25 protein-coding genes are annotated in these 25,839 nt (G+C 45.0%); 8 read left to right on the plus strand and 17 right to left on the minus strand.

What is annotated here, in order from left to right; genetic code table 11:
* Window positions 1-664: 664 nt before the first annotated feature.
* Window positions 665-1,303 carry a sulfotransferase family protein gene (locus K6Y31_RS11635; protein ID WP_233052946.1) on the plus strand — a complete coding sequence of 213 codons (639 nt, stop codon included), beginning with the start codon at window positions 665-667 and terminating at the stop codon, window positions 1,301-1,303.
* A 47-nt stretch (window positions 1,304-1,350) separates the two neighbouring features.
* Here the strand turns inward: K6Y31_RS11635 and K6Y31_RS11640 are convergent, their stop codons facing one another.
* From K6Y31_RS11640 to K6Y31_RS11665, 6 genes are all read right to left on the minus strand, one after another.
* Window positions 1,351-2,499 carry a glycerate kinase gene (locus K6Y31_RS11640; RefSeq protein WP_233052947.1) on the minus strand — a complete coding sequence of 383 codons (1,149 nt, stop codon included), beginning with the start codon at window positions 2,497-2,499 and terminating at the stop codon, window positions 1,351-1,353.
* A 68-nt stretch (window positions 2,500-2,567) separates the two neighbouring features.
* Complete coding sequence (locus K6Y31_RS11645) at window positions 2,568-3,926, minus strand: GntP family permease (RefSeq protein WP_233052948.1); 1,359 nt, start codon at window positions 3,924-3,926, stop codon at window positions 2,568-2,570.
* A gap of 269 nt (window positions 3,927-4,195) precedes the next feature.
* On the minus strand, window positions 4,196-5,368 hold the full coding sequence (locus K6Y31_RS11650; protein ID WP_233052949.1) for a sugar diacid recognition domain-containing protein: 1,173 nt from the start codon (window positions 5,366-5,368) through the stop codon (window positions 4,196-4,198).
* 42 nt (window positions 5,369-5,410) lie between these two features.
* Window positions 5,411-6,334 carry a phosphotransferase gene (locus tag K6Y31_RS11655; protein ID WP_233052950.1) on the minus strand — a complete coding sequence of 308 codons (924 nt, stop codon included), beginning with the start codon at window positions 6,332-6,334 and terminating at the stop codon, window positions 5,411-5,413.
* A gap of 6 nt (window positions 6,335-6,340) precedes the next feature.
* Window positions 6,341-6,979, minus strand: a complete 639-nt coding sequence (gene pnuC, locus K6Y31_RS11660) for a nicotinamide riboside transporter PnuC (protein WP_233052951.1) — start codon at window positions 6,977-6,979, stop codon at window positions 6,341-6,343.
* Between the two features lie 5 nt (window positions 6,980-6,984).
* Window positions 6,985-7,254: a YkoF family thiamine/hydroxymethylpyrimidine-binding protein gene (locus K6Y31_RS11665; protein ID WP_233052952.1), complete on the minus strand. Its 270-nt coding sequence runs from the start codon at window positions 7,252-7,254 to the stop codon at window positions 6,985-6,987.
* A 378-nt stretch (window positions 7,255-7,632) separates the two neighbouring features.
* On the opposite strand from K6Y31_RS11665, the gene K6Y31_RS11670 reads away from it, so the two are divergent.
* The gene (locus K6Y31_RS11670) at window positions 7,633-8,478 is read left to right on the plus strand and encodes a substrate-binding periplasmic protein (protein WP_233052953.1); all 846 of its coding nucleotides are present in this window, start codon (window positions 7,633-7,635) and stop codon (window positions 8,476-8,478) included.
* Between the two features lie 52 nt (window positions 8,479-8,530).
* Here the strand turns inward: K6Y31_RS11670 and K6Y31_RS11675 are convergent, their stop codons facing one another.
* From K6Y31_RS11675 to asnA, 4 genes are all read right to left on the minus strand, one after another.
* On the minus strand, window positions 8,531-9,205 hold the full coding sequence (locus K6Y31_RS11675; protein ID WP_233052954.1) for a penicillin-insensitive murein endopeptidase: 675 nt from the start codon (window positions 9,203-9,205) through the stop codon (window positions 8,531-8,533).
* A gap of 1 nt (window position 9,206) precedes the next feature.
* Complete coding sequence (locus tag K6Y31_RS11680; RefSeq protein WP_233052955.1) at window positions 9,207-10,616, minus strand: lytic transglycosylase domain-containing protein; 1,410 nt, start codon at window positions 10,614-10,616, stop codon at window positions 9,207-9,209.
* Window positions 10,617-10,685: 69 nt separating this feature from the next.
* A complete protein-coding gene (locus K6Y31_RS11685; protein ID WP_233052956.1) occupies window positions 10,686-11,189 on the minus strand; it encodes a VF530 family protein in 504 nt (167 codons plus the stop codon).
* 217 nt (window positions 11,190-11,406) lie between these two features.
* Window positions 11,407-12,408: an aspartate--ammonia ligase gene (asnA, locus tag K6Y31_RS11690; RefSeq protein WP_233052957.1), complete on the minus strand. Its 1,002-nt coding sequence runs from the start codon at window positions 12,406-12,408 to the stop codon at window positions 11,407-11,409.
* Window positions 12,409-12,568: 160 nt separating this feature from the next.
* On the opposite strand from asnA, the gene asnC reads away from it, so the two are divergent.
* Window positions 12,569-13,030 (plus strand): transcriptional regulator AsnC, encoded by a 462-nt coding sequence (gene asnC, locus K6Y31_RS11695; protein WP_233052958.1) that lies wholly within the window; start codon window positions 12,569-12,571, stop codon window positions 13,028-13,030.
* A gap of 3 nt (window positions 13,031-13,033) precedes the next feature.
* Here the strand turns inward: asnC and K6Y31_RS11700 are convergent, their stop codons facing one another.
* From K6Y31_RS11700 to lpcA, 4 genes are all read right to left on the minus strand, one after another.
* Complete coding sequence (locus K6Y31_RS11700; RefSeq protein WP_233052959.1) at window positions 13,034-13,831, minus strand: AraC family transcriptional regulator; 798 nt, start codon at window positions 13,829-13,831, stop codon at window positions 13,034-13,036.
* 22 nt (window positions 13,832-13,853) lie between these two features.
* Window positions 13,854-14,471: a LysE family translocator gene (locus K6Y31_RS11705; RefSeq protein WP_233052960.1), complete on the minus strand. Its 618-nt coding sequence runs from the start codon at window positions 14,469-14,471 to the stop codon at window positions 13,854-13,856.
* 99 nt (window positions 14,472-14,570) lie between these two features.
* A complete protein-coding gene (locus K6Y31_RS11710; RefSeq protein WP_232800473.1) occupies window positions 14,571-15,374 on the minus strand; it encodes a class II glutamine amidotransferase in 804 nt (267 codons plus the stop codon).
* 13 nt (window positions 15,375-15,387) lie between these two features.
* A complete protein-coding gene (gene lpcA / locus K6Y31_RS11715; protein WP_232800472.1) occupies window positions 15,388-15,978 on the minus strand; it encodes a D-sedoheptulose 7-phosphate isomerase in 591 nt (196 codons plus the stop codon).
* Window positions 15,979-16,079: 101 nt separating this feature from the next.
* Here lpcA and K6Y31_RS11720 point away from each other — a divergent pair, with 101 nt between their 5' ends.
* Window positions 16,080-17,969 carry an acyl-CoA dehydrogenase domain-containing protein gene (locus tag K6Y31_RS11720; RefSeq protein ID WP_233052961.1) on the plus strand — a complete coding sequence of 630 codons (1,890 nt, stop codon included), beginning with the start codon at window positions 16,080-16,082 and terminating at the stop codon, window positions 17,967-17,969.
* 39 nt (window positions 17,970-18,008) lie between these two features.
* Here K6Y31_RS11720 and K6Y31_RS11725 read toward each other — a convergent pair whose 3' ends face one another.
* Genes K6Y31_RS11725 through K6Y31_RS11735 form a run of 3 tightly spaced genes read right to left on the minus strand, consistent with a single transcriptional unit; the run spans window position 18,009 to window position 19,212 of the window.
* The gene (locus tag K6Y31_RS11725) at window positions 18,009-18,452 is read right to left on the minus strand and encodes a YeeE/YedE family protein (protein WP_233052962.1); all 444 of its coding nucleotides are present in this window, start codon (window positions 18,450-18,452) and stop codon (window positions 18,009-18,011) included.
* Complete coding sequence (locus K6Y31_RS11730; RefSeq protein ID WP_233052963.1) at window positions 18,452-18,874, minus strand: YeeE/YedE family protein; 423 nt, start codon at window positions 18,872-18,874, stop codon at window positions 18,452-18,454. The genes K6Y31_RS11725 and K6Y31_RS11730 overlap by 1 nt, the downstream gene beginning before the upstream one ends.
* A gap of 29 nt (window positions 18,875-18,903) precedes the next feature.
* Window positions 18,904-19,212, minus strand: a complete 309-nt coding sequence (locus K6Y31_RS11735) for an ArsR/SmtB family transcription factor (protein WP_232800468.1) — start codon at window positions 19,210-19,212, stop codon at window positions 18,904-18,906.
* Window positions 19,213-19,378: 166 nt separating this feature from the next.
* On the opposite strand from K6Y31_RS11735, the gene K6Y31_RS11740 reads away from it, so the two are divergent.
* The 4 genes from K6Y31_RS11740 (at window position 19,379) to K6Y31_RS11755 (ending at window position 25,826) form a co-directional block, all read left to right on the plus strand.
* The gene (locus K6Y31_RS11740; protein WP_233052964.1) at window positions 19,379-19,567 is read left to right on the plus strand and encodes a YgaP family membrane protein; all 189 of its coding nucleotides are present in this window, start codon (window positions 19,379-19,381) and stop codon (window positions 19,565-19,567) included.
* Window positions 19,568-19,608: 41 nt separating this feature from the next.
* Entirely contained in the window at window positions 19,609-21,312 is a 1,704-nt protein-coding gene (locus K6Y31_RS11745) for an FAD-dependent oxidoreductase (RefSeq protein WP_233052965.1), read from the plus strand.
* 175 nt (window positions 21,313-21,487) lie between these two features.
* Entirely contained in the window at window positions 21,488-22,594 is a 1,107-nt protein-coding gene (locus K6Y31_RS11750; protein ID WP_233052966.1) for an efflux RND transporter periplasmic adaptor subunit, read from the plus strand.
* Window positions 22,595-22,625: 31 nt separating this feature from the next.
* The gene (locus K6Y31_RS11755) at window positions 22,626-25,826 is read left to right on the plus strand and encodes an efflux RND transporter permease subunit (RefSeq protein ID WP_233052967.1); all 3,201 of its coding nucleotides are present in this window, start codon (window positions 22,626-22,628) and stop codon (window positions 25,824-25,826) included.
* Window positions 25,827-25,839: the final 13 nt, after the last annotated feature.

Raw genomic sequence — 25,839 nt, forward strand, 5'->3', positions numbered from 1 at the left:
AAAATCTTAAGTTCGCGCATCTTTCTGTTTGGTTTTTTGTGTTTTGGCGAATTCATTAGATCATACGGAAAGATGCCATTCTACTTAAATTTATGATTTTTAATGAAATCATCAGGGGATTCCTCAGAGCAATGCATCATTAATAAGCTTTAAACATACATAAAGTCCGACTTTTCCTTGATAAGAAAAACCGTTCCACGTCGCGGTTGCATCAAACAATGGACTTTTAAATTGTGTATCTTCCATTTTTAGCTATTTCAATCCTATTGGTTGACATGCGATGTAGCCACATATAAAAAACAATAAAATACAATAACTTAATGTTTATTTCCATTTTATTTTTCAGATGCAAGTAAGCACGCATCCAATTATTGTTAAATTAGAATTAGCTGCTCGGGTTTCCTCTCATATATTTAGTGGCATACTGGCAGCTAGCACTTGAAAAGCTGACGTTTAAAGGTCAAGGAGTAACGTCCGCTCTTCGCTCATTTGCGACACTCAACCAAACTCGTTTTGGGGCAAAAATAATTTAGCCCGTTCGAGTAGATATAAACCAATATGCAAGCCTGTACTCACAACAATTTAGGCCCTTAAGCTTATCTTTCTTCCCCCTTGTCTGCCATTGCCTTTATACTCATGCCTTTTTGAAAATGAGTCGCCCCAAATGTCTAAGATTTTTATTATCGGCCTGCCCCGCACCGGCACTACCAGCATCAGTGTAGCGCTGTTAGACATGGGATTATCGGTTGCTCACACAGCATTTACCAAAAGGGCTTTTGAACTAGCAGATGCTATATCAGACGCGCCTTGTTTCAGTGACTACCGGCAGTTAGACCAGCTGTTTCCAAGCTCAAAATTTATCTATTTAACCCGCAAGATGGAGCTTTGGCTACCGTCAATTACCATGCTATTAGACAAAATGGCTCCCCATTTAGCGCCGAAAACAGGCAAGTTTAGCCCTGTTTTAAAGCGCAGCTTTCACCATACCTTCTCGCCAACCTTGCCGCTTAGCAGCGATGAGCTTATGGTTTGCTACCGCCGCCATGAACAGGGCGTACAAGCCTATTTTAAAGGCCGTGATGACTTGCTAACCATTGATGTCAGTGAGCCGGGGAGCTTGTTAAAAATCAAGCAGTTCCTAGGAATGCCAATAGCGGGGGATGTTGATTTTCCCAAGTTAAATGCAGGACGCCAAGTGGCGGCTTGGAAAGAATACAAACACCCGAATAAGATTAATTCCCATCAAGCGGGTGTTGAACATAAAAAGTATTTTGATTATGTATTAGCTGACGAACATAAATAAGTCAGCCAAGGCAAGCTGCTCAGCGCCCAACTTGCCATTGATAGAGGTTAACTTGGCTTTAGTTGTTGACCTAATTTCAACGTCATCGCAATGTTGCGACTGGTATTACTGATGTTAAGCGCACCACTAGCAAGGGCTTGGGCTAATGACATGGCCCTTGGCACAGCAGGAAAAACCGCCACTAAACCATGCTGATGCACCACGCCATAATCCTCACTGACACATCCTGCAATGCCAATCACCGGACAGCCATGTAAATTGGCAACACGAGTCACTCCCATTGGCGTTTTACCCTGAATCGTTTGACTGTCAATGCGACCTTCCCCGGTGATCACCAGATCTGCGCCTTCAACTTGCTCCGCTAGGCCAACCGTTTCCATTACGATATCGATACCAGGACGTAGCTTGGCATTAAAAAACGCCAACACACCCGCGCCCATGCCACCCGCTGCGCCTGCGCCTTTAATGTCAGCGACATCTTTGCCTAAGGCTTGCTTGATACTATCAGCATAATGCGCCAAATTAGCATCAAGCGCGGTCACCATGGCTGCATCCGCACCTTTTTGTGGGCCAAATACAGCGCTAGCACCTAATGGACCGCATAAAGGGTTATCAACATCGCAAGCCACTTCAATGTCAACTTTAGCGAGACGCGCGTCCAATGCGCTCACATCTGTCTGTTGTATTTCGCCAAGGCCCTGTCCGCCGCGCGCTACTGGCTCGCCAGCATCATTTAAAAAATCAACGCCAAGAGCTTGCAGCATGCCCATGCCGCCATCATTGGTGGCGCTGCCGCCAAGGCCGATAATGATTTTTTGAACGCCACGGTCAAGGGCGTCTAAGATCAATTCACCAGTGCCAAAGCTACACGTCTGCATCGGATTGCGCTGTTCAATCGGCACTAAGTGCAAGCCCGAAGCCGCCGCCATTTCAATCACAGCCACTTCACCACCGCCTAATAAACCATATTGCGCGGTAACAATATTGCCTAATGGGGCGTGCACTTGGCAGCTGACGAGCTCACCTTGCGTGGCATCCACCATGGCTTGTACTGTGCCCTCACCACCATCGGCTACCGGCACTTTAATGTAACTGGCATTGGGAAACACTTGCTTGAAGCCTTGCTCAATTGCATTTGCCACCTCAAGAGCAGTCAGGCTTTCTTTAAAAGAGTCTGGGGCAATAACAATTTTCATTCTTTCTCTCCAGTCCTACGCCTTAGCTAAACGACGGGCAAATTTGCCCGTCAGCTAGGGTAAGTTAATTACAGTAAAATCAAGCTCAGGATGTAAACTAACGTCATAGCCGTAACACCTTGGATCAAGGTCGCCATGGTATGAGCCCGATAAGCAAGGGAAACACTCATTTTGCTAAATTGTGATACCACCCAGAAGAAACTATCGTTAGCATGAGATACCGTCATTGCGCCCGCACCAATGGCCATTACCGTTAACACGCGTCCCATTTCAGTGTCTAAACCCAATTCAGGCAGCAATGGTGCAACCAGTGCTGATGTTGTTACCAAAGCAACCGTTGACGAGCCTTGTGCTGATTTCAGCGCTGCCGCGACAATAAATGGCATAAAAATACCTACGCCTAAAGCCGATAACGTCGCGCCTAGATAATCACCAATCGGCGTTGCTTTAAGTACCGCACCAAACGCGCCGCCAGCACCAGTGATCAAAATAATAGGGGCGGCAGCGGTTAAGCCTTGGCCAATACGTTCGCTGAATTCAGCAATTTTATTCTCACCTTTTAACAAGCCAAGAGACAAACCTAACCCCACCAATAAGGCATTAAGCGGCTGCCCTAAAAAGTTGAACAGCTCAAACAAGCTACCATCACCCATAGGAGCGGAAGGAAATTTAGCAATAGAGCCAAAACAGATTAAAATAATCGGCACAAAAATCGGTGCAAATGCCTTCATTGGTGAAGGTAGCGTGCCGTAAGCCGCTTTCATTGCAGCAAAATCTTGCTCGGTTGGCTGCGCCGAAGATCCATCCACCACATCAGGTTGCACCTTGGCAAAACGGTTCGCCCATAGCATACCTGCAATCGCCGCCGCGGCTGCCACAAACACACCGATAAAAATAACTAAACCTAAGTTTGATTCTAAGCCTAAATTACCCGCAGCCGCAATCGGACCAGGAGTTGGCGGCACAAACGTATGCGTAGCGTATAAACCCGTTGCCAATGCCACACTCATGGCAACACTCGATACCGCCATCCGCTTAGCCATCGACTCTTTCAACGAGTTTAGAATGACAAAACCAGAATCACAAAACACAGGCACCGATACCAAGTAACCAATAATCGACATGGTTAATGTAGGGAAGCGCTTCCCTAGCACCTTGATGATCACATCGGCCATGGTAATGGCCGCACCGCTTTTCTCTAAGATAATACCAATAATGGTGCCTAACACGATCACCAGGCCGATATAACCCAGTATGCCACCAAAACCAGAGCTGATGGTTTTAGCGATATCAGCAGCGGGTAAACCATAAGCAAAAGCCGCCAAAAAGGCCGCTAAAATAAGGGTTAAAAACGGATGGAGTTTAAATTTGGCGGTTGCTAGGACGATAAATCCTATGACAGCAACCAAGATAAAGATCATGAGCATGTTTGCCTCCTGCAATGGCGTGATGGAGTCTTTGCCACTGGCATTGAGCACAGGCATAGACCAAAGTTAACACAAAAAGGCATTCCTTTTTGCACAGCAAATTATCACCAAGTCGGTCTCAAATTGCTTTAGCCAAGCGCACCAATCGAATGTTACAAAATTGCTAATTTATGTGCATTTGCACAATTGGTAACAAGTGCAAAAACACATAAACAATGTAACTAGTTGTATTTAAATTGAATTATTTAATGTGGAGACATTGATCACAATTATTTATGTTTAAGATCACAAACCTGTACCACTGTGCTGGCAAGATACAATTGCACTAAACCATCTAGGCTTTGTAGATCAAGCCCAGTAATTTGGATAATTTTATCCAATCGATAGCGCAAGGTATTACGATGAACAAATAAGCTGGTGGCGCAAGCATTTAAATCACCAAAATGAGTGAAATACGCCTTAAGGGTTTTTTCCAGCTGGCCTGATTTATCTTGCTGGCGCAACATTTGATAGGGCTTGATCAGTTCTTGACCGCGCCAATCTTCCGCTAGCGCTGAAACTAACACTGGCAGTGATAAATCGTGATATAAGTATTGCTGTTGATCGGGTTGCAGTTGCTTGCCAACCGCTAAAGTTTGTAAAGCACTTTGATAAGACAAAGGAATTCGACTAACGCCATTACGGGTATCGAAGAAGTGGCCTAAGCCGACATTAATTTGGATCGTTTGCTCTTGTTCAATGCGCTGTAGCAAAGCGCTAATACGCTGGCGCTCTAACTCAGGCTGCCATTGTTGCTCCGCTAAAAAAGCGGGTTTCAGTACCACCAGCTCAGACATAGAAAGCATTGCCACTAAGTTGTCTCGCGCGGGGTACTCCAATAACTCAATCACGCGACGAATAGTTTGGGTTGAAACTCCTTGCCCTTGGCTTGCACTCAGCTCTATCACCGCAGCCACTCGTGGCATAGCGATATCGATACCTAAACGCTGTGCCCAATCAATGCATTGCTCATGGCTTAGCTGGCCTTTCACCCACTGCACAATGAACTCTTCTTTATGACGGCGATCCCATTGTAATTTCTCCAGCAAGGCCGCTTGCTCTACGATCATTTCGGCGGTCATCTTTACTAACTTACCGTAATTGCGAATAGCATCTGGCTCGCCAGTGATCCCAACCACCCCAATTACATCACCCGCAAATGACAAAGTCAGATTGATCCCAGGTTTTACGCCGACCAAATTATTGGCCGTTTCTAGATCTATTTCCACAGTGCGGCCGTTAGCAATCGCCAACAAAGCCCCTTCATGTACCGTGTTAATACGCTGAGTATCACCGCTAGCAAGGATCACCCCCTTGGCGTTCATGACATTGATGTTAAAACCAATGATGTCCATGGTGCGATCGACAATTTGCTGCGCTAAGCGGGGATCAAAAATATACATAAGCGGCCTTAGAGTGTTTTGACAAATGGCGCTTATACGCGCCTAACAAACCTGATCTAATTGTATTAGTCGCTGCCATTGCTGCGCCAATAACTGATCACTCGCACTGGCTACGTTCTCAGGCTGCAGATACCACAACAGCTCCAATAAACGATAGCCTAAGCGATACAACGCCAGCTGCGACATATGACAGCCACAGCGCGCAATGAGTACAGCAGCTTGTGCATCCGATAGCTGTAAATCTTCAGCCAGAGCCGCAATATCAATTAAACGATTACCTATACTGGCATATTCCCAATCAAGTAATGCTAACCCCTGCTCAGAAAATAAAATATTATGCCGATGTAAATCGCCATGACAAAGGGTTAACTCAGTCGGCGCAAAAGCGGGTAATAATTCAAGCTTGCCCACCATGGCATGTAAGCTTGCGCTACAAATATTTCCAGGAAAAACCAACACAGATTGATAAAGCTGCTGACAACGTTTAGCTAAGTTTAATTTAGGCAGCGCAGCATAAAGCGCAGGAGGCAAGCTGATGAGATTTAATTGCGCCAAGGCATCGGCAAGATGTTGCAGATAGCCAGCGCGATTTGCTGACAAAGCAAAGTCCTGTGGGCTAAGGTGTATTCCAGCAAAAAATGCACTGATCAACACCCCGCCGTGACTGTAAATTAACTCAGGATAAAGTCCTCGCTGCGCCAGTTGCCGCAGTAGAGCTGCTTCGTTATCATCGCTTAGCCAAGGTGTAACCTGGCTTTTAGGGGGCAAGCGCAGTACCCAATCGATCCCGTCACCCGCGCAGTTAATGCCGATTAAGCGCACACTTTGATGGCTAACACCTTGCGTTAACAGCAAGACTTGACTGAGTTGAATATCCGCTAACGGCCCACCGACTTGCGACAAGCGATGGATTTGCTTAACACAAGCAAGGGGTAAGGCGTTTAGCGCAAGGCTTCCCTCACTCACAATAAATTAAGCCGCGGCCAAGCTTGCATCGCCTGACTGTAAACGATAGTGACGATACCAACGAATAAAACCAATGACCGCCATCACTTCATAACTGATAAACAACAATGCGGTTAAATACAGCTCACGATCCACATACAAATAAATGGCACACGCATTGATCACTAACCAGTAAAGCCAGTTTTCCAGTACCTTCTTGGCAACCATATATGTGGTTAACACACTGGCCCAAGTGGTAAACGAGTCTAAATAAGGCAATTGCGCACCAGTATTCGCCGTTAAGAAATAGCCTGAAGCGAACGTTAAAACTATCACAACGGCAAAAGCCTGCATGTGTTGCTGTAACTGCCAGCGTACAATGGGACGTCCCGACACTTGCTCGCCACCGGCAGGGTTGCGCCACTGATACCAACCATAGATGGCCATGGCCATATAGTAGGCATTCAATAACGACTCCATTATTAAACTGACGTCCCAAAACAGCCAAGTATAAATCGCGGTGCTGACAAAAGCGGCATACCAACACCAACTACTTTCTTTAATCGCCAGTACTAAATAAGCGATTGCAAGCACCACTGCGACAATTTCAAAACCTGACATAGCGGCCCAAGCCGCTTGAATATTCTGGCTAAAAGATTCAGGCACCCGTATTACTCCTGTAAATCAGTGTACGGTTCACGCACATCACGACCTAATATTTTGGCCACAAACACAGCAAAACCATACTGTTCAAAAGACTTTTTTAATTCAATTTTGACGCAATCCATCACTTCATCATAATCACCAAACAGCTGGGTGCTAGTAGCGGTGGTGATCACATCAATATTAGGGTAATCATTAAAGCCGGCAATCACGCTTTTGATCGGGGGAATAAAGTCTTGATTAAATGGATACATGCTAATTTCAACAGTAGCTTTCATGCTAAACCTAGGAAGTTAATGAAAAAAAGCCATGTTACCAGTCTGACGAATAAAGCCTAATGAAAATAACCTAAAATAGGAAATTTGGCGTTATTGTTAATGAAAGAAAATTAAGGCGCAGGTATGTGCCGTGACCCGATTGTTGCACTTTAGTCACGCAAAGCTTACGCTGTTAGTGGCGGTAGGCTAAATAATACGACGGTTAATTTATTAGCAATAAAAAGGTTGTGTGCATGCGGCCAAACCAAGTTGGGAAGCCACGCCACCAAGCTAGCATTTTCTTTGCCCCTTAAGCAAACTTGGACATATACTTTAGCCATGATGTCCCTTTCGGAGCAGGAGTACCTATCAAAACTATCCCCAAACTTGAGGTGTAGTATGACATACCTATCTACTTGTTGGAGTCTCTTTATCTTGCTTAAACAAGCCATTAAAACCAGGCAACGACTTGTTAAAATATTATTTTTTATTGGTTTGAGTGTTTCCCTTTCAGCACAAGGAGCCCAACCTAAATCTCCTTTTGTTTTGGCTGATGATGGCGACTTTGGCCCTTTCAGTTATAACAATGCAAACGGAGAGTTAGCGGGAATTTTCCCCAAAATCTATGTAGAAGTGTTTCGCCGACTTAATATACCTTTACTATATGAGGGTTACCCTTGGCGACGCACACAAAAGCTGATTGCCGAAGGCGCAGCAGATGCCATGATCACCATACCAACCCCGGCGAGGCTGGAATACTTAGTGGCCAGCGACCCATTATTTATTGAACCTTTTGCCATCTGGGCCCGCCGTGATCACCCCAGAGTGGAAAAAATAATGGCCATCGACAGCATTGCTGACATTCATGGCTATAAAATAGTTGAATTAAAAGGTAACGGCTGGGCAGAAACAGAGTTAACACGCGATGGCTTAGATCTGGATATTATGTGGGTTGGTCAAAATACCTTACCGCAAATATTGCTGCTCAACAGAGCCGATCTGGCCATCATGCCCGTTAATGTCAGCCGATATACCTTAAGAAAAAATGAGCTAGACATGAATAACTCTTTGATACATTCGAAGCATTATTTAAGAGGAAACTCTTTTTGCCTTATGGTTCGCAAAAATTCGCAGTATGTCGGCATTATCCCTGAGTTCAATCGCGTGTTAGCGGAAATGAAAAGTGACGGTAGTTACGACAAAATTGTTGAGGGTTATTTTACCTTAGAAGAATTTAGAAAATGACGATGCTCGATGGGCAAGCCGCGGAAAAAGGCTAGAAGATCGAGTACTGCAATCATTCTCGACAAGGCACAGCAAAATCAACATGATAATGTTCATCATGACGAACCCAAGAGCGGCGTTTAGAAAACTTAATATGTTGCTTAAGATAGCCGCCGTATTGCGTTTTAAACAAACCTTTTTGCAACTCAGGGGCGAAAATAACCCGCCACAAACCAACGCCATGGGCGCGAGCTTGTTTATGTAGTGCAACAATATGAGCAGCCATCGCGGGATAATCAATGCTTAAGCCATCGTATTGGTTGTTCTTATCTAGCTCGATGTTGTAGCCAAACTTATTCCACGGATAAGTGGGTAAATGGACCGAGTGACCCGTCTGGTCAATCATTGGCGTCATAAAATCAACCGACAGACCATTTTGATGGGTTTTGTGGGGACGAAATTTGCCGCCAGTAGCAAGTCCTGTTTCGGCATACTTGTACACCTTATCAGAATGACTCTTAGCCAAATCGGCATACGCTGCAAGCACAATATCTCGCACCTTATCATGGACATAGCTTCGCCCCGCGAGGCGAGCTACGTCGCTGTAAGTGACAAAGTTTTTACCGTTTCTGGGCAGCTCTACCGCGTTTTCTAAACGTCCTTTACTGGTAGTGCCGTAGCAAATACTTTGAGCAACTGCCGGCAGACTCAGAAAATATATACTTAACAGATAAAACAAGCGGCCCATATTAACCCTCAGGCAAGTACAAGGTCAGTACTTGCCCTACACGAATATGGTTACCCTTTATCTGATTAACCAAGCGTATGTCGTCGAGTTCGACTTGATGGTTCGAGGCTATGCGCATTAACGAATCGCCCGCTTGCACTTTATATTGCTTAACAGACACATTTGTAGCAGGTACTTTTATTTCACTGCCCGCACGTAACCCTTTCTTTAAGCTTGGATTTAAAGCAACAAGCTCAGTTTCGGTGACATCAAACCAGCGGTTAAGGCGACTAAATGTCATGCCTGGCCGGATCGCTACCTTAATGTAACTAGCATTACTTTGAGTTTGACTTACCACTTTGCTACTAGTAGGGCTTGGCGAACGCTTGATAGTCGGTTTACTTTTGCGATTTGATTTAGCCAGTAACGCTTTTCTCTCCAGTTCAGCACTGGCACGAGTCGCAATATTCAACTGACCACCAGCAATAAACTGTGGCTCAAATCCTGTTGCCGCGCTGATATGCAGCCCATCTACAGCATTCACTGGGTGAGCATTAGGGTGAACAATAAAGTTATGCTGATTCGAGAGAAACTCCTCGCCAACAAAATCAGGGTTACGCGTTTCAAACTCTTTTTTATTCATGCCCAAGGCACTGGCTAGTGGCGCAATTTGATAGTCCTTGTCAGTGATCAGAACTGACTCTGGCGCAGGCATTTTACCTTGACGCTTTATTTGATTAGCCAGCATGGTGGCAGCTATCCAACGGGGGACATAATGACGCGTTTCTTTGGGTAAATGGGAATAAACAGTAACGTAGTTATAACGCTCAGAATCAACATGAACAAAACGCTTACTCACGCCATATTCACCTGCGTTGTATGATGCCGCAATCAGTAGCGCATCGTTACCAAATGCCGCTTCACGCGCTTGAATATATTTAATTGCCGCATCGGTGGCTTTCACCACGTCTTTACGTTGCTCTGGCGTAATACCTAGCTCTTTCGCTGTTGCCGGCATTAACTGCCACACGCCATGGGCACCTTTGTTGGAAAGCGCAACCGTTTTAAATGCCGACTCGATCATCGCCAAATAACTGTATTCAATCGGCAACCCCGCTTGGCGTAAACGATATTGTAAGTAAGGAATATAGCGATTACCCCGAACCAAAGATCCAGTGACAAAATTAGTTTGGTAAAAGTAATCGTACTCAGCTTTCACCCAATCATATAGTTGACGAATTTCTTCATTTTCAAGATCAACTTCGAGTGCTCTTAGCACATCAAGGTAGTCAAGCTGTTCCGAAGTTGGTCGCTTAAAAGGTGGCTCAACCGGTGCCATTTTCAATACCACGACTTTTTTCGGCGTAGGCTCGGGAGTTGAACTACAGGCACTGATAAATAATATGAACAAAACTACGCTAATAAATCTCACTGATCCTCTCCCTGCGCCATATACAATGCTCCAACATTAAGCCGTTGATTTATAATAAAGGGCATCAAGTTACTGTTTTTTCCAATTTGCCCAAGGATTGCTGTTATCGCTGTCATCTTGAGGACGCGGCTTAGCAACCTTGTTACCATGCCCTTTTGGCGATGGCTTACCACCTGATTTAAAAGACTTTTGTTTTTTCAAAGCTTGCTGTGCCTCGTAATCACGTTGTGCCTTTTCCTTCATTTCGGCAATCAATTCAACGGTCAGCTCTTGTGGTGCGCGCGGTAAAATACCATCGGCAAAACCACGCTCACGAGGTTTTAACTCAAATTGTTGTACGCTGGGTCTTGGCATGCGTTTAAAACGATACAAGTAAAAGTTTTCTACTTTATCTCTGGCCCATTCGGTTTTTTTTAAAAACTTCAGACTACTTTCAATACTTGGGTTGAGCTTAAAGCAATCTAACCGCAGCGCTTCATAAAGGATATTCCAGCCATAAAAGTCCACCAGCTCAGCCAGCAATACTTCATTTTTAAGGCCGTGCAAGGGGTTGTTTTGTTGTTTTTCAATCATGACTGCGCCTAACTACACTAATAAACGAGGCGAAGAGACGTTTTATATTATCTCCCGCAATAATAAACAGGATGATACAGGAAAGCGGGATGGGCAAGAATAAATAATTACCCTGACTTAATTTAGCAATAAAAAGATGAGTGAAACCCTAATGCACAAACAACAACACCCGCCAAGATGGCGGGTGTTGTTACGAATAAACGAAAAGGATGAGGGACTAAAGGATCTCAGCTACTTCTTTTTTCAACTGTTGACCCCATACGCCCACTTGCACTTGGCCGATATGTTGTTTTTGCAGTAATAACATGGCTAAACGAGACTGACCAATACCGCCACCAATGGTTTGTGGCAATTTCGCGTCTAGCAAATCTTTATGCCAATCAAATGCTAAACGATCTTGATCGCCTGTGATTTCAAGTTGTTTTGCTAATGCTTCTGGGTTAACGCGGATCCCCATTGAAGAAATCTCAAACGAGTCTTCTAATACCGGGTTCCATACTAGAATATCGCCGTTTAAGCCTGCGTATTTTTCACACGTTGCCGTTGACCAGTCATCGTAGTCTGGCGCACGTACATCGTGAATTTCGCCGTGAGAAAGGACGCCGCCAATGCCGATAAGAAATACCGCTCCATGCTCTTTAGTGATTGCGCGCTCACGCTCTTTTGAGGTTAGCTCTGGGTATTGCTCAACCAGCTGCTGTGCGTGCACAAAAGTAATAGTTTCAGGTAAAAATGGTTTTAGGCCATAAAGTGCATCAACCTGCGCTTCCGCTGTTTTAATAGCACTGTATAACGTTTCAACCGTTGCCTTTAAATAATCTAATGAACGCTCAGAGCTGGCACAAATGACTTTTTCCCAGTCCCATTGATCAACGTACACAGAATGGATTGGGCTTAGTTTTTCTTCGTCAGGGCGCAGCGCCTTCATGTGAGTGTATATGCCTTCGCCTACTTGGAAGCGGTAATCACCTAAGGTTTTACGTTTCCATTTTGCTAAAGAGTGCACCACTTCGTAATCTTGATCTTGCTCTGGCAGTGATTTCACTTTTACTGACACCGCTTTTTCATGACCACTTAGGTTATCCTGAATACCATCACCTACTTTGGCTAAGATCGGTGCTTGAACTTCAACTAAGCCTAACTTCTCTTCTAATTGCGCCGAAAAAATTTGCTTAACTTTGCTAATTTGACGTTGGCTTTGAATGTACTGACTGCTCATGAAAATATCCCTTTGCTTAAATTGTTCTTAATTATCTGGAACGAATATTCACTCATTCGCAACTTTTGATCAATATACCTCAATAAAAATAGCTTTATGATCCAACAATCGTTATTTTTAACCCCATAATTTGGTGATTCGATAATTTCAGGTAACATATATGCAAGAAAATTATGAGATCGATAATCTCGATAAACAGATACTTCAAGCGCTAACAGCAAACGCACGTATACCTTACGCAGAATTGGCTAAAAACTGCTCAGTAAGTGCCGGAACAATCCATGTTCGAGTTGAGAAAATGAAACAAGCGGGCATTATTGAAGGTACGCGAGTAGCGATAAATGCCAAAAAGCTCGGTTACGATGTGTGTTGTTTTATAGGCGTAAACTTGACCAGTGCCAAGGATTACCCTGACACCATTAAAAGATTAGAAGCCCTAGAAGAAGTGGTTGAAGCCTATTACACCACAGGTAACTACAGTATTTTTGTCAAAGTCATGACCCGCTCGATTGATCATTTACAAGCAACCCTGATTAATAAAATCCAAACCATTGATGCGATCCAGTCAACGGAAACCTTGATTTCGCTACAAAACCCCATTAACCGTGATGTGCTGCCGTAACACTTAAAGGAAGCTGCCTTGATATTGTCTAGGAGTCACCGCGAGACGTTTTTTAAATTGATGCTGAAAATGACTTTGATCGTTAAAGCCTAATGCAAAAGCAGTGTCAGCAATACTTTGCCCTTGCTTAAGTTTACGTTTCGCCATTTTAATTTTAGCATCCAACAAGAAAGCATGAGGAGATAAGCCAAATGCAGCTTTAAAGCTACGAATAAGGTGATAACGGCTGATCCCGACTTCTTGCGCTAGCTCAGTAAGGGATGGCGCATTGTCTAGCTGATCAAGAAGTCGCTCTTTAGCGCGATATAACTGAGCACTTACACGCGACTCTGCGCGCATGGTAAACAATGGCATTAAATAACCAATCAACAATGTTTCCATTCTTAAGGGAGAGCTCGATTCACCAAGGGCTGAAAACAAGCGAGTAAAATCTTGGTAAGCTTGCTTATCTCGTCGTAAACATGTTGCAAACGATTGATAGTCTGCACTCGAGGTTAACTCACTTTCTTGTTGTAACTCTGCTAGCCAAGGCGTATCCAGAAACAGCATTCGATATGACCATAAGCCTTGTTTTGGGTTACAGGCGTGGACATCGCCGGGGTTAATCAGCACCGTATCCCCGACATGAATACTGTGCTTACGCGATAGATTTTGATAATCCGCAGCGCCAACATCAATCACTCCAAATGAAAACTCATCATGACTATGGGCTTGATAACAAGCCGACGATTGATTGGCTTGGCGCATTTCAAGCATAGGCATTATGCGATTTTGGTAAAAACGCTGTTGAGCTTGTTCCATCACCGTCTCCACAATTAAATGCTCATGCTAAGGTGTGAGTTGACGACCAAATAGTTAACACACTCAATACCAATAGCGCACTCATTAACCAATTAAAATAGCGTTGACGCATAGGATCAGCAAGAAGTTTTTGTAAGCCTTGGCCAAGTAACGCCCAGCTACTAATACCCACTGAGCACATAAGTAATGAGATCACCACAAAATAACCCAACAACAGTGCTTTATCAGCTTGCCCCGAAATAAATAAAGAGACGCCAGAGATTGAGACAAGCCACGCTTTAGGATTAAGTAATTGTGCCATCGCCCCTGTCATCATCGTCGGAATTGATGCAGGCTCGTGATGAGCAGTGGTGTCAACAGGAGTGGCAACAGCAATTTGATACGCCAAATATAATAAAAATAGTCCACCAAGGTAGCCCATGCCTTCTAGTACAAAAGGCCAACTCACCAAATACACTTGTACGCCTAGTCCTACTAGCCACACAATCAAGGTATATGCCAACGTTGCACCGGTAATATGGGGCAGCGCTTGCTTAAAACCATGCTGCGCGCCAATGCTAGTAGCAATGATGTTCACAGGACCAGGGGAAATGGCGCCGACTAGGGCAAATAGACTCATCGCGACAATCGCACTTATCATTATTTATCTCCAAAAGATGTTTTCATAACAATAATGCGAAGGTCACGTTAAAGATTGTAAAAAATTGCGCTGGTTTAAGCTAAAGGCGCATCAACTGCCTTAGTCTGCCTTAGCCAAATCGTCAGTTATCACCCGCTCAAACACTATCTCACCGTATTTAAACACCACAAATGCCCCCGTGGCCATTTTGACCCAAGGTTCACCTTCGGTCAGTGGGCGAGTCGCGATCACTGTGACAATATCATTGGGTGTGGTTTCTTGCTGAAAATCTATCACCATGTCTTCATCAATTAGGCGCGCCTTACCAAACGGCGCTCGACGTGTTAGCCAGTGTAGGTTATTGCTGCAATAGGCCAACACATATTCGCCATCACTTAGCAGCATGTTAAACACGCCTTTTGCTCTTAGGGTATCGCCAGATTGCGCAAGAAATTCAAATACTGGCGTGAGATCACTTGGCTTAGTTGGAAAGTGTTGCTTGAGTTGAGCAAGGATCCAGCAAAATGCTTTTTCACTGTCCGTTTCACCTATTGGCAACAAATCACCAGTGGGCAGATCGTGATAATCACTGAGTTGACCATTATGAGCATAAGTCCAGTGGCGCCCCCACAACTCGCGAGTAAAAGGGTGGGTGTTTTCTAAACTTACACCACCACGGTTAGCTTGACGAATATGGCTGATCACCGCTTCACTCTTTATCGGATACGCTTTGACTAACTCGGCTATTTCCGATTCGCAACTGGGCCGCGGATCTTTAAAGCTGCGACAACCTTTACCTTCATAAAAAGTAATGCCCCAACCATCACGATGTGGCCCAGTTTCACCGCCGCGCTTAACTAATCCCGTAAAGCTAAAACATATGTCGGTTGGCACATTCGCGCTCATCCCTAACAACTCACACATAATGACTCATCCTTTACTGAGCAGCCGAGCTCGCCATTTCTTTTTCAATAAGTAAAATTAATATATGGATAATTTTGATGTGTATTTCTTGAATGCGATCGGCATAGCCAAAATGTGGTACGCGAATTTCAATATCGGCTAGTCCCGCCATCTTGCCACCGTCTTTACCCGTTAGGGCAATGGTTTTCATGCCTTTGCTTTTCGCCACTTCAATAGCGTTTAAAATATTGACCGAATTACCACTGGTGCTTAACCCTAACAAAACATCACCAGTACGCCCTACGCCTTGAACATAGCGCGAAAAAACATGGTCAAAACCATAATCGTTACTGACACAAGACATATGACTCGCATCAGCAATAGCGATGCCCGGTAAGGAAGGTCGGTCATCACGGAAGCGACCGGTTAACTCTTCGGCGAAGTGCATCGCGTCACAGTGCGAGCCGCCATTACCACAAGAGAGAACTTTGCCATCGGCCTTAAAACTGGCTGCGATCATCTTGGCTGCCGCTTCAATCTTACTAAGGTTTTCAGGCTGACTAATAAAGTTATCTAAAACAGTCGCCGCTTCTGTTAATTCTGCTTGGATTATTTGCTGATACATGGCCTGCGCTCAACATACTATAAAAGCGGCATTGTGCCATATCTATGACTTTATTCCTATATACCCAAAACACTTCATCTATACTAACAAAGAGGTGATAGATGCTAAGTTTTGCAATTGTTTTAACATCGATTTTTACCCTATTGTGCTTGATTATTGGCAAAGCATCTTTAGCCAGTGCCACCTTGATTTTAGGCTTATTTGTTCTTTTTACCCTGTATTGGCAGTGGCTGCCCGTTTCCGTATTTATCATCTATTTGGTATTGGCGGTGTTACTCAATAATCATTATCTACGCCAACGTTATCTCTCTCGCCCTTTACAGGCCTTATTTGTCCGCCGTAAAAAAAACTGGTTACCCCCCCAACTCCCCCATAGTGAAGGTTGGCTAGAGCGAAAAATAATAACGGGGTTAATCCAATGGCACCATTTACATGCCCAGCCAGCACCGCGCATCAACGCACAAGAGCAAGCTTTCCTTGATGGACCAACTCATCAATTATGCCAATTGATTAACAGTGAACCGTGCCAAGGTGGCATCAATGAAGCCTGCTGGCGCTATCTTAATCAACGCGGTTTTTTTGCTTTAAGCCAACCTTACCATTTAGGGGGGCATGCTTTTTCTTGCTATGGCATCAATAAAATCATCCAAAAAGTCGCCAGCGTAAACAGTGAGATAGCTGAAACCGTTGCGCTACATAACAGCTTAGGTAGCGCGTCATTTCTGCAACATTGTGCACCGCGCGAAGCTCAAAGCATTTGGCTTCGAGCAATTTGCAAGGGCCGAAAACAAGCGCTATTTAGTGTTGAACCAGCCACACTCGTGCAACAGATGACCCCACTTCAGGGTGAGTTAACCATTGATAAACACCCTATCCCTAGCCCTGTTATGCCCGATCTATTAATTTTACCTGTGCGTTTAACAGCAAAGGGAGAAGAGCATTATCTATTAATTGAAACCGAGCACTGCAAACAACTTTCTTTTACCTGTCAAAATCAATTGGGTAGTTTTTCTATCGCCGCTTACCCTTTCGCTTTATCTGACTTGATCTGCCCTGAGACCGTAAAACCTTGGTATTGCCGGGCGCAAGCGTGGTTAAAACTCAATTTAAGCGCCTTACAAGCCGCGCAAATGAAACAAGCATTAATTAGCACTCATTCAACGACTGATGCGCCCCTTACAACACCAGACACCACAAAGCAGCCAAGATCCGATCGATTAGTTGGGCTATTGCTGCGGGTCTCCTCCTTTGATGCTTGTATCGCCATGACCTGCTCCGCCACTGACAATGGCGAAAACCCGATTCTGATAGCTGACTTACTCACCAATGAAATTGACCATACCCGGTCACGCTATGTGCTGCCATTATCAAGCCAATATTTTGAATACCTTTACACATGCCACCCCTATTTATTAACGGAATATCAAAGCTGCCAAGAACCAGATCAGCTTGAACACTTTGACCAACAAGTGATTAGCCACCTCGGCTTTACCCTTAACCAACTGCTGATCGTGTTTACTCATAAGCTGTTTGCGCGCTATTCCTACAAAGCGTGTGACCAATTCTATTTTCGGTTAATTGAACGCTACAGCCATATATTGGCCGTGTTGGGTGAAGATTTATTGTTTTCAAGTCCACATCCCGTAAGCAGAGATAAGCAACAAGGCCGGCTATTACGCCTACTTTCACTAATCTATGTCATGACCGCGCTACTGCGAAGTCACCAACACACCACCATCAAGTATTCAGCATTGGATAAAGTCATCAATGAAATAGAAGCGCTACTGCAAAATATTGCAGGGAATATGAAAGGATCTCTGATTGGCCGATTATTTTGTTGGCTTTGTTTGCCAAGCCGTCCTTTATATTTGCCAGAATCGGACCAAAACTATCAATTAATTAGCCAAGAAATTGCCCAGCAAAAAATCAATTTCCAACATCTATGTGGTGATATTAATCGGGCTCAACCAACCTCGCCAAGCTCTGATTAGTCATTAATAGTAGCTGAAATAGGCACTATTAATTAACCGCTATGATGACGCTCGCTGCATCGCCCGCACGCGCAGTTTCGACCAACCAATGACCAGTAACTGTCCACCAGCCATCGCCGCCAAAAACAATAATATTTCTTGTTGTCCCGTGACTAAAGCCGTTAAAGCCGGCCCTGGGCAAATGCCCGCCAGTCCCCAACCCAAACCAAATAAACTAGCGCCAATAATAAGGGGCTTGTCGATAGCCGTTGTGGTTGGCACTTTCAGTACCTCGCCACTAATGGCTGTTTGACGCGGCTTAATAAACAAATGATAACAAGGGCTAAACATCAACAACGCACCGCCCATGACAAAGGCTAAACTGGGATCCCAGTTACCGCTGATATTTAAAAAACCCATGACTTTGGCGGGATCAACCATTTGCGAAACCACCATGCCCATACCAAATAAAATGCCTGCCAACAAAGCGATAACACGATTCATTAAAACCACCCCAGCTGTTCACGTAATAACACCACTAAAATCGCCACGCCCATAAACACCACTGTCGCCACCACCGAGCGCACAGAAAATCGCCCCATGCCGCAAATGCCGTGACCACTGGTGCAACCATTGCCTAACTTAGTGCCGATCCCCACTAACAGCCCAGCCAGCACATACAATAAAGTGGAGCCTTGCGGCACCTTCGCAATACTAAACCCCATCGGCAATAAGATAGCCGCCCCCAACATCATGCCAACCAAAAATAACACGCGCCAACTGGTGTCTCCTTTATGAGGGGTAAAAAGGCCCGACAATATGCCACTGATACCCGCAATTCGGCCTCGAAACAATAATAAAATCACCGCCGACAGCCCTAATAAAGCACCACCTGCGAGCGCACTCCAAGGAGTAAAATTTTCCACTTTATTTTCCTATTTTATCAATGGTTGCTCTAAGCCTTCGGCTCATCACAAAATGATTCTTTAAGCACGCCTAATAGTGCTTCAATACGATGGTCAGCAAGGGAGTAAAACACTTGCTGCGACTCTTTACGCACTTTCACGATATTTTGCTTGCGCAGCACACTTAAGTGCTGTGAGAACGCCGACTGACTAAGGCGAGAGTGTTGCGATAACTCACTCACATTCATTTCACCTTGGGTTAATAAACACAGCACCATTAACCGATCTGGGTGCGCCACGGTTTTTAAAAAGTCAGCAACGACAGCCGACTGCTGCTGCATTGTTTCAATATCTATCATAGCTACCTCTTTAAGCTGTTCGGGGCATTCTAAGTGAAGCATATAAGATTAGTCAAAACTATTTTAGATCAAACTTAATTAGTAAAAACTAAAATACAATTTGATTTATTAGATTATACTAATATAGTATTTCCCTAACACTTATAGGGTCACCAAGGAGCATCAAATGAAATTAGAAAATGCGGTACGCGTGTTTGCAGGGTTCATGGTTTTATTGTCTATTGCGCTCACCTATTGGGTATCTCCTCACTTTGTATGGCTCACGGCTTTTGTTGGCTTTAACTTAATTCAAAGCGCATTTACTGGAATTTGCCCAGCAGCAAGTGTGCTTAAAAAGCTAGGCTTTCAGCCTTAGCCCATCATTATTAAGCAAATTTTTTTTATCAGCGAGGTTACATGACAAAGATTTTAATTATCGGAGGCGTTGCAGGTGGCGCCTCTGCTGCTGCCAGAGCACGCCGTTTAAGTGAAGATGCAGAAATTATCATGTTCGAAAGAGGCCACTACGTTTCTTTTGCTAACTGCGGCTTGCCATACCATATTGGCGGTGACATAAAAGATAAAAGCAAGTTACTGCTACAAACGCCTGAGAGTTTTCTTGCTCGTTTTAATGTTGACGTACGCGTGATGAACGAAGTCACTCACATCAATCGTCAAGATAAAACAGTAACAGTGAAAAACTTACTTGATGGTAGCGAGTATCGAGAAGCATACGACTTTTTACTGCTTAGCCCTGGTGCGGGCCCCATTGTTCCGCCTATCCCAGGTTTAGACAATCCCCTTACTCACTCGCTGCGTAATATTCCTGATATGGAGCGCATTCTAAACACCATCGAGATGAATAAGCCTGAGCATGCAACGGTTGTTGGTGGAGGCTTTATTGGATTAGAAATGATGGAAGCATTCCATCAACTTGGCATTAAAACAACGCTAGTCGAAATGGCCGATCAGGTTATGACCCCTGTCGATCGCGAGATGGCAGGTTTTGCTCATGCCGAAATTCGTGAAAAAGGGGTCGATCTTAAACTAGGGGTTGCTTTAGAGTCAGTTGAATACTTGCCTAGTGAACATATTGCAGATGTAAACTCGGGAGAGGATGCTGCCCATCAACATATTGAAGGCGAACTAAAACTGTCTCTTAACAGCGGAGAAACACTCACTACCGATATACTAATTATGGCGATTGGCGTACGACCTGAGATTAAGTTAGCGCAACAAGCAGGTCTGCAGATCGGTGAACTAGGTGGCATTTGCACCAATGAAATGATGCAAACGAGCGACCCTGCTATATATGCTGTCGGCGATGCGGTTGAGGCCAAAGATTTTGTTACGAACGCACCGAGCTTAGTGCCATTAGCAGGGCCAGCTAACCGCCAAGGTCGCATGGCGGCAGACAATATGTTTGGTCGCAATGAGGCTTACCAAGGTACGCAAGGCACCGCTATTTGTAAAATTTTTGACATTGCGGTCGCTTCTACAGGTAAAAACGAGAAACAACTTAAGCGTGATGGTATCAAGTATGAAAAAGTATATGTTCATACTGCCAGCCATGCCAGCTACTACCCCGGCGCTGAAATTGTCTCGTTTAAAATGCTGTTTGACCCAAACACGGGCAAAATTTTAGGCGCTCAAGCTGTCGGTAAAGACGGCATCGATAAGCGCATCGACGTAATGGCGGTGGCACAACGGGCAGGAATGACCGTTGAACAATTACAGCATCTCGAACTTACTTATGCGCCTCCGTACGGCAGTGCTAAAGACGTGATTAATCAGGCTGCATTTGTTGCGAGTAACCTAATGAAAGGGGATGCGAAAGCCATACATTACCATGAAATAAGTCACCTAACGGATGAGCAATTACTGTTAGATGTGCGTAATCCCGGTGAGCTTGAAGCGATGGGTAGCTTAGCCGGCGCAATCAACATTCCCGTTGATCAGTTGCGCCAACGTATTAATGAGCTGCCAAAAGACAAAGAGATCATCATCTATTGCCAAGTAGGTTTGCGCGGTAATGTCGCTTATCGTCAACTGGTTAATAATGGATACAAAGCGCGTAACTTGCTTGGCGGTTTCCGCACTTACCAGTTCGCACAAGCTTAATGGGATAATCGCTCCGTTGATTTGGCGCACCTTGATGCGCCAGATCAACAAAAAACATGAGGTTAGCTCTGTACGACTAGAATAATTAAGTAGGTAAGTGAGTAAACCAACACGCGATTTTCTACTCTGCATGTGACTAGGTTTGCCAGACCCCCATTTAATATGGAGTCATAATATGAAGAATATTCAAGCTTTTAAGCCACAGCAAACTCAGCAATTTATCACGGGGTTATTGACCACACTGATACTCTCGCTAATCACACTTTTGAGCCAAGCCAGCCAAGCTGACGAGTTTGAAAAAATCCTCGTTCAAGCAAGCCTTCACACAGAAACCTTAACCCTTAATGCCACCATCGAAGCTGTCAACCAAGGCACCGTATCCGCACAAACCTCTGGTCGCATTACTAAACTTAATTATGATGTCAGTGATTTTGTATCAGGGGGGAGCACGCTATTAGAGATAACCGACACCAATCAAGCGGCAGATATTCTTGCTGCGCAAGCCGATGTGGCTGCCAGTGAGGCGAATAACACCGATGCAAATTTAAACTTACAGCGCCTTAAAGCTCTCTATCCACAAGGGGCTATTTCCAAAGGTCAACTCGATCAAGCCAAAGCCAATGCTCAAGCCGCCCTTAGCCGCTTACAAGCTGCGAAAGCGCATTTAAGCCAAGCGCAACAAGCCCATAGCTACACTCAAGTTAATGCACCTTTTACCGGGGTAGTAACAGAACGTCATGTTGAGATTGGCGAAACCGTGATGATGGGCACGCCGCTTTACTCAGGTTTCTCTCTCGACAAATTAAGAGCATTGGCGTCAATTCCACAATCCTATTTAGGCTACATCACCCCCGATACCCAATACGATATTTTGCTTAATAACGCGCAAGTTATTTCAAGCCGCGATGCGGTGCTGTTTAGTTATGCCGACAGCGCCAGCCATGGCTTTAAATTACGGATTAACTTTAACAACCTTTTTAACAGCACCTTAGATAAACCCGCCGCCCAATTGCGCCCCGGCATGTGGGTAAAAATACGCTTTGCGATTGGTGAGACGGAGCAAATTTGGCTACCGCGCAGCGCTGTCACCAAGCATTATCAACTTAACGCCGTTTACCTCAATACAGCACAAGGTTGGCAGTTAACCCAGGTACGCCTCGGCCAAACGCAAGGCGATCAAGTGCAAATTATCTCGGGTTTGCGCAACCAAGACGAGGTCGCCCTAAATGCACAAGCGGTCATGTCGGCGCAACTAAAACAAAATTTAGCATCCAGTCAGTAATCGTCACAGCGCATTCAAATAAGGAAAAAACATGGGCATTTCAGGACGCATCGCGAGTGCATTTCAAGGCTCTGCTATTACGCCACTACTGGCCCTAGTCGGTTTGTTATTAGGTTTGTTTGCGGTGATCGTCACACCGAAAGAGGAAGAGCCGCAAATTGATGTCACCTTCGTTGATGTGTTTATTCCGTTTACCGGAGCATCGGTGCAAGAGGTGGAAAATCTACTGACCTATCCTGTTGAGCAAATTGTTTCCGAGCTACACGGCATCGATACCTTGTATTCTTTCTCCCAGCCCGGAGGCGCCATGCTAATTGTGGTATTTGATGTCGGCGTGCCACGTAATGAAGCCATTGTCGGGTTGTATAATCAGCTTTATGCCAATCTTGATAAACTGCCACAACAAGCTGGCGTTGGTCAGCCGTTAATAAAACCCAAAGCCATTGATGACGTCCCCATTGTCAGTTTAACCCTGTGGTCGGAGCAAACCAATGCCGATATGGCTCAGCTCAGTCAGGTAGCCACCAGCTTAGAAACCGAGCTTAAACGCATTCCCGGCACCCGCACCATTGAGCTACTCGGTCAGCAAGCTAATGTGCTTAGTGTGCGCTTAGACAGCCAAAAAATGAACGCTTATAGCGTGTCTTTTAATCAAATAAGCCAGTTACTATCACAAAGTAACCTTCGCAGTGGTCTTGCGCCGCTGCAACAAGATGACCAAATCATTCAAGTGAAAACAGGGCAGTTTTTCACCCGGTTAGATGAAATTGAACAGTTAATTGTCGCCATGCACCAAGGCGCGCCGGTGTATTTAAAAGACGTGGCCAGCGTCAGCTTAGGTGCTGAACTACCAACACAAAGTGTTTGGCACACCAATGAGCGCGGCACTTTTGCTGGTATTACATTAGCCATCGCCAAACAACCGGGTAAAAATGCCGTGGCAGTGGCCGCACAAGTTACCGAGCGCATTGAGCAGTTGAAGAATGTACTGTTGCCAAGTGATATTCATTACAGCGTGACGCGAAACTACGGCATCACCGCTGGTGACAAGTCTAATACCTTAATCGCCAAGCTGATTTTTGCTACTGCTGCGGTGATTATTTTAGTGGTGATCACCATGGGCTGGCGTGAAGCTATTGTCGTCGGTATTGCAATTACCGTTACCTTGGCCATGACCTTATTTGCCTCATGGGCGTGGGGCTTTACCCTTAACCGCGTCTCTTTATTTGCCTTGATTTTCTCCATCGGCATCTTAGTTGATGACGCTATCGTGGTGGTCGAAAATATTCATCGCCATATGGCCATGGGCAAAAAGTCCATGAGTGAACTTATCCCCGTGGCGGTAGATGAAGTGGGCGGACCGACTATTTTAGCCACCTTTACCGTGATCGCAGCTTTGCTGCCAATGGCATTTGTTTCCGGTTTAATGGGGCCTTACATGAGCCCTATTCCCATCAATGCCAGCTTAGGCATGCTCATTTCATTAATGGTCGCTTTTATTCTATCGCCTTGGCTGAGCCGCCATCTATTGCGCCGCCATAACCATGGCACTTCACCCATAACAGCAACGACAGCCAATAATGAAGAGAATCACAACGATAACAGCAAAATTTTGCGTATTTTCACCTACTTTATGACGCCCTTTTTGCGCCCCAATACCGGTAAGCGCGCACGAGCCGGCTTATGGTTAGTGGTATCCCTGCTGATCTTAGGCTCAGTCGCCTTGCCAATCAGTGAGAAAGTGGTCTTAAAAATGCTGCCGTTTGACAATAAATCTGAATTTCAGGTGATGATCGATTTACCCGAAGGCAGCACCTTAGAAACCAGTCAACGCTTGGGCTTTGCCCTTGCGCAATACTTAACCACAGTGCCCGAGGTTGAACATGTACAACTCTACGCTGGCACCAGTGCACCGATTAACTTCAACGGCTTAGTACGCCATTACTTTTTGCGTCAAAGCCCAGCCTTGTCTGACATTCAAGTGAATTTAGTGAATAAAAAACACCGCGATCGCAGCAGTCACGACATCGCCTTATCGGTGCGCGAGGAGCTGCAAAATATAGGCAAAGCCTATCAAGCTAATATTAAAGTAGTTGAAGTACCACCCGGCCCGCCCGTGTGGTCACCGATAGTGGCAGAAGTGTATGGCCCAAACCAAGTGAGCAGAGAAACCGCTGCCAATACCTTATTGGATATATTCAAACAAACGCTAGACATTGTTGACATGGACATTGACCTGCCAGCCATGCAACCGCAATGGCAAATAAACATAGACACCAATAAAGCGACGCAACTTGGCATTACCCAATCAGCTATCATCGACGCCGTTTATACGGGACTAGCTGGCAAAGACGTGGCGGTATTTCATGATCCGCAACAAAAGCGTCCGTTGCCCATTCGCCTGCAACTACAAGAAACCGATAAGCTGGCATTACGAGAATTACTTAACCTATCTTTAACTAATCCTCAGGGACAAAAAATGCCACTGGTGGAATTGGTTAGTATCGAAAAAGGCCATATTGAAACCGCCATCATGCATAAAAATATGCAGCCGATGATCATGGTTATCGCCGATATGGCCGGCCCATTAGACAGCCCTTTATACGGCATGTTTGAAATGGCGTTAAACATGGACGAATTAGGCCTAGATGTCACACAGCACTACGTTGAACAGCCCGATGGTCTTGCAGGCATTGGCATTTTATGGGACGGAGAATGGAAAATTACCTATGAAACTTTTCGCGACATGGGCATCGCGTATGCGGTGGGTATGATTTTGATTTACTTGCTGGTAGTAGGTCAATTTAAGTCTTACTTAGTACCGCTAGTGATCATGGCGCCTATTCCGCTGACCATTATCGGCGTATTGCCTGGCCATGCGCTTTTGGGCGCGCAATTTACCGCCACATCGATGATTGGCATGATAGCCCTAGCGGGGATCATCGTGCGTAACTCTATTTTGCTGGTGGACTTTATTCATCAAGAAATTGCGCAAGGCGTGCCCCTTGAGCAAGCAGTGATCCACTCCGGCGCGGTGCGGGCAAAACCGATTTTACTTACCGCGCTAGCCGCGATGATCGGCGCTCTGTTTATTTTGGACGATCCGATTTTTAATGGCTTAGCCATCAGTTTAATCTTCGGGATTTTTATCTCGACGTTGCTAACGTTAGTGGTGATCCCTATTTTGTATTACAGTGTGTTTGCCAACAAAATCCCTAAAAGTAACCCCTGAATTCAGCTTAAGC

Origin of the sequence: Motilimonas cestriensis (assembly GCF_021295315.1) — a bacterium.
Lineage (GTDB): Bacteria > Pseudomonadota > Gammaproteobacteria > Enterobacterales > CBDFNC01 > Motilimonas > Motilimonas cestriensis.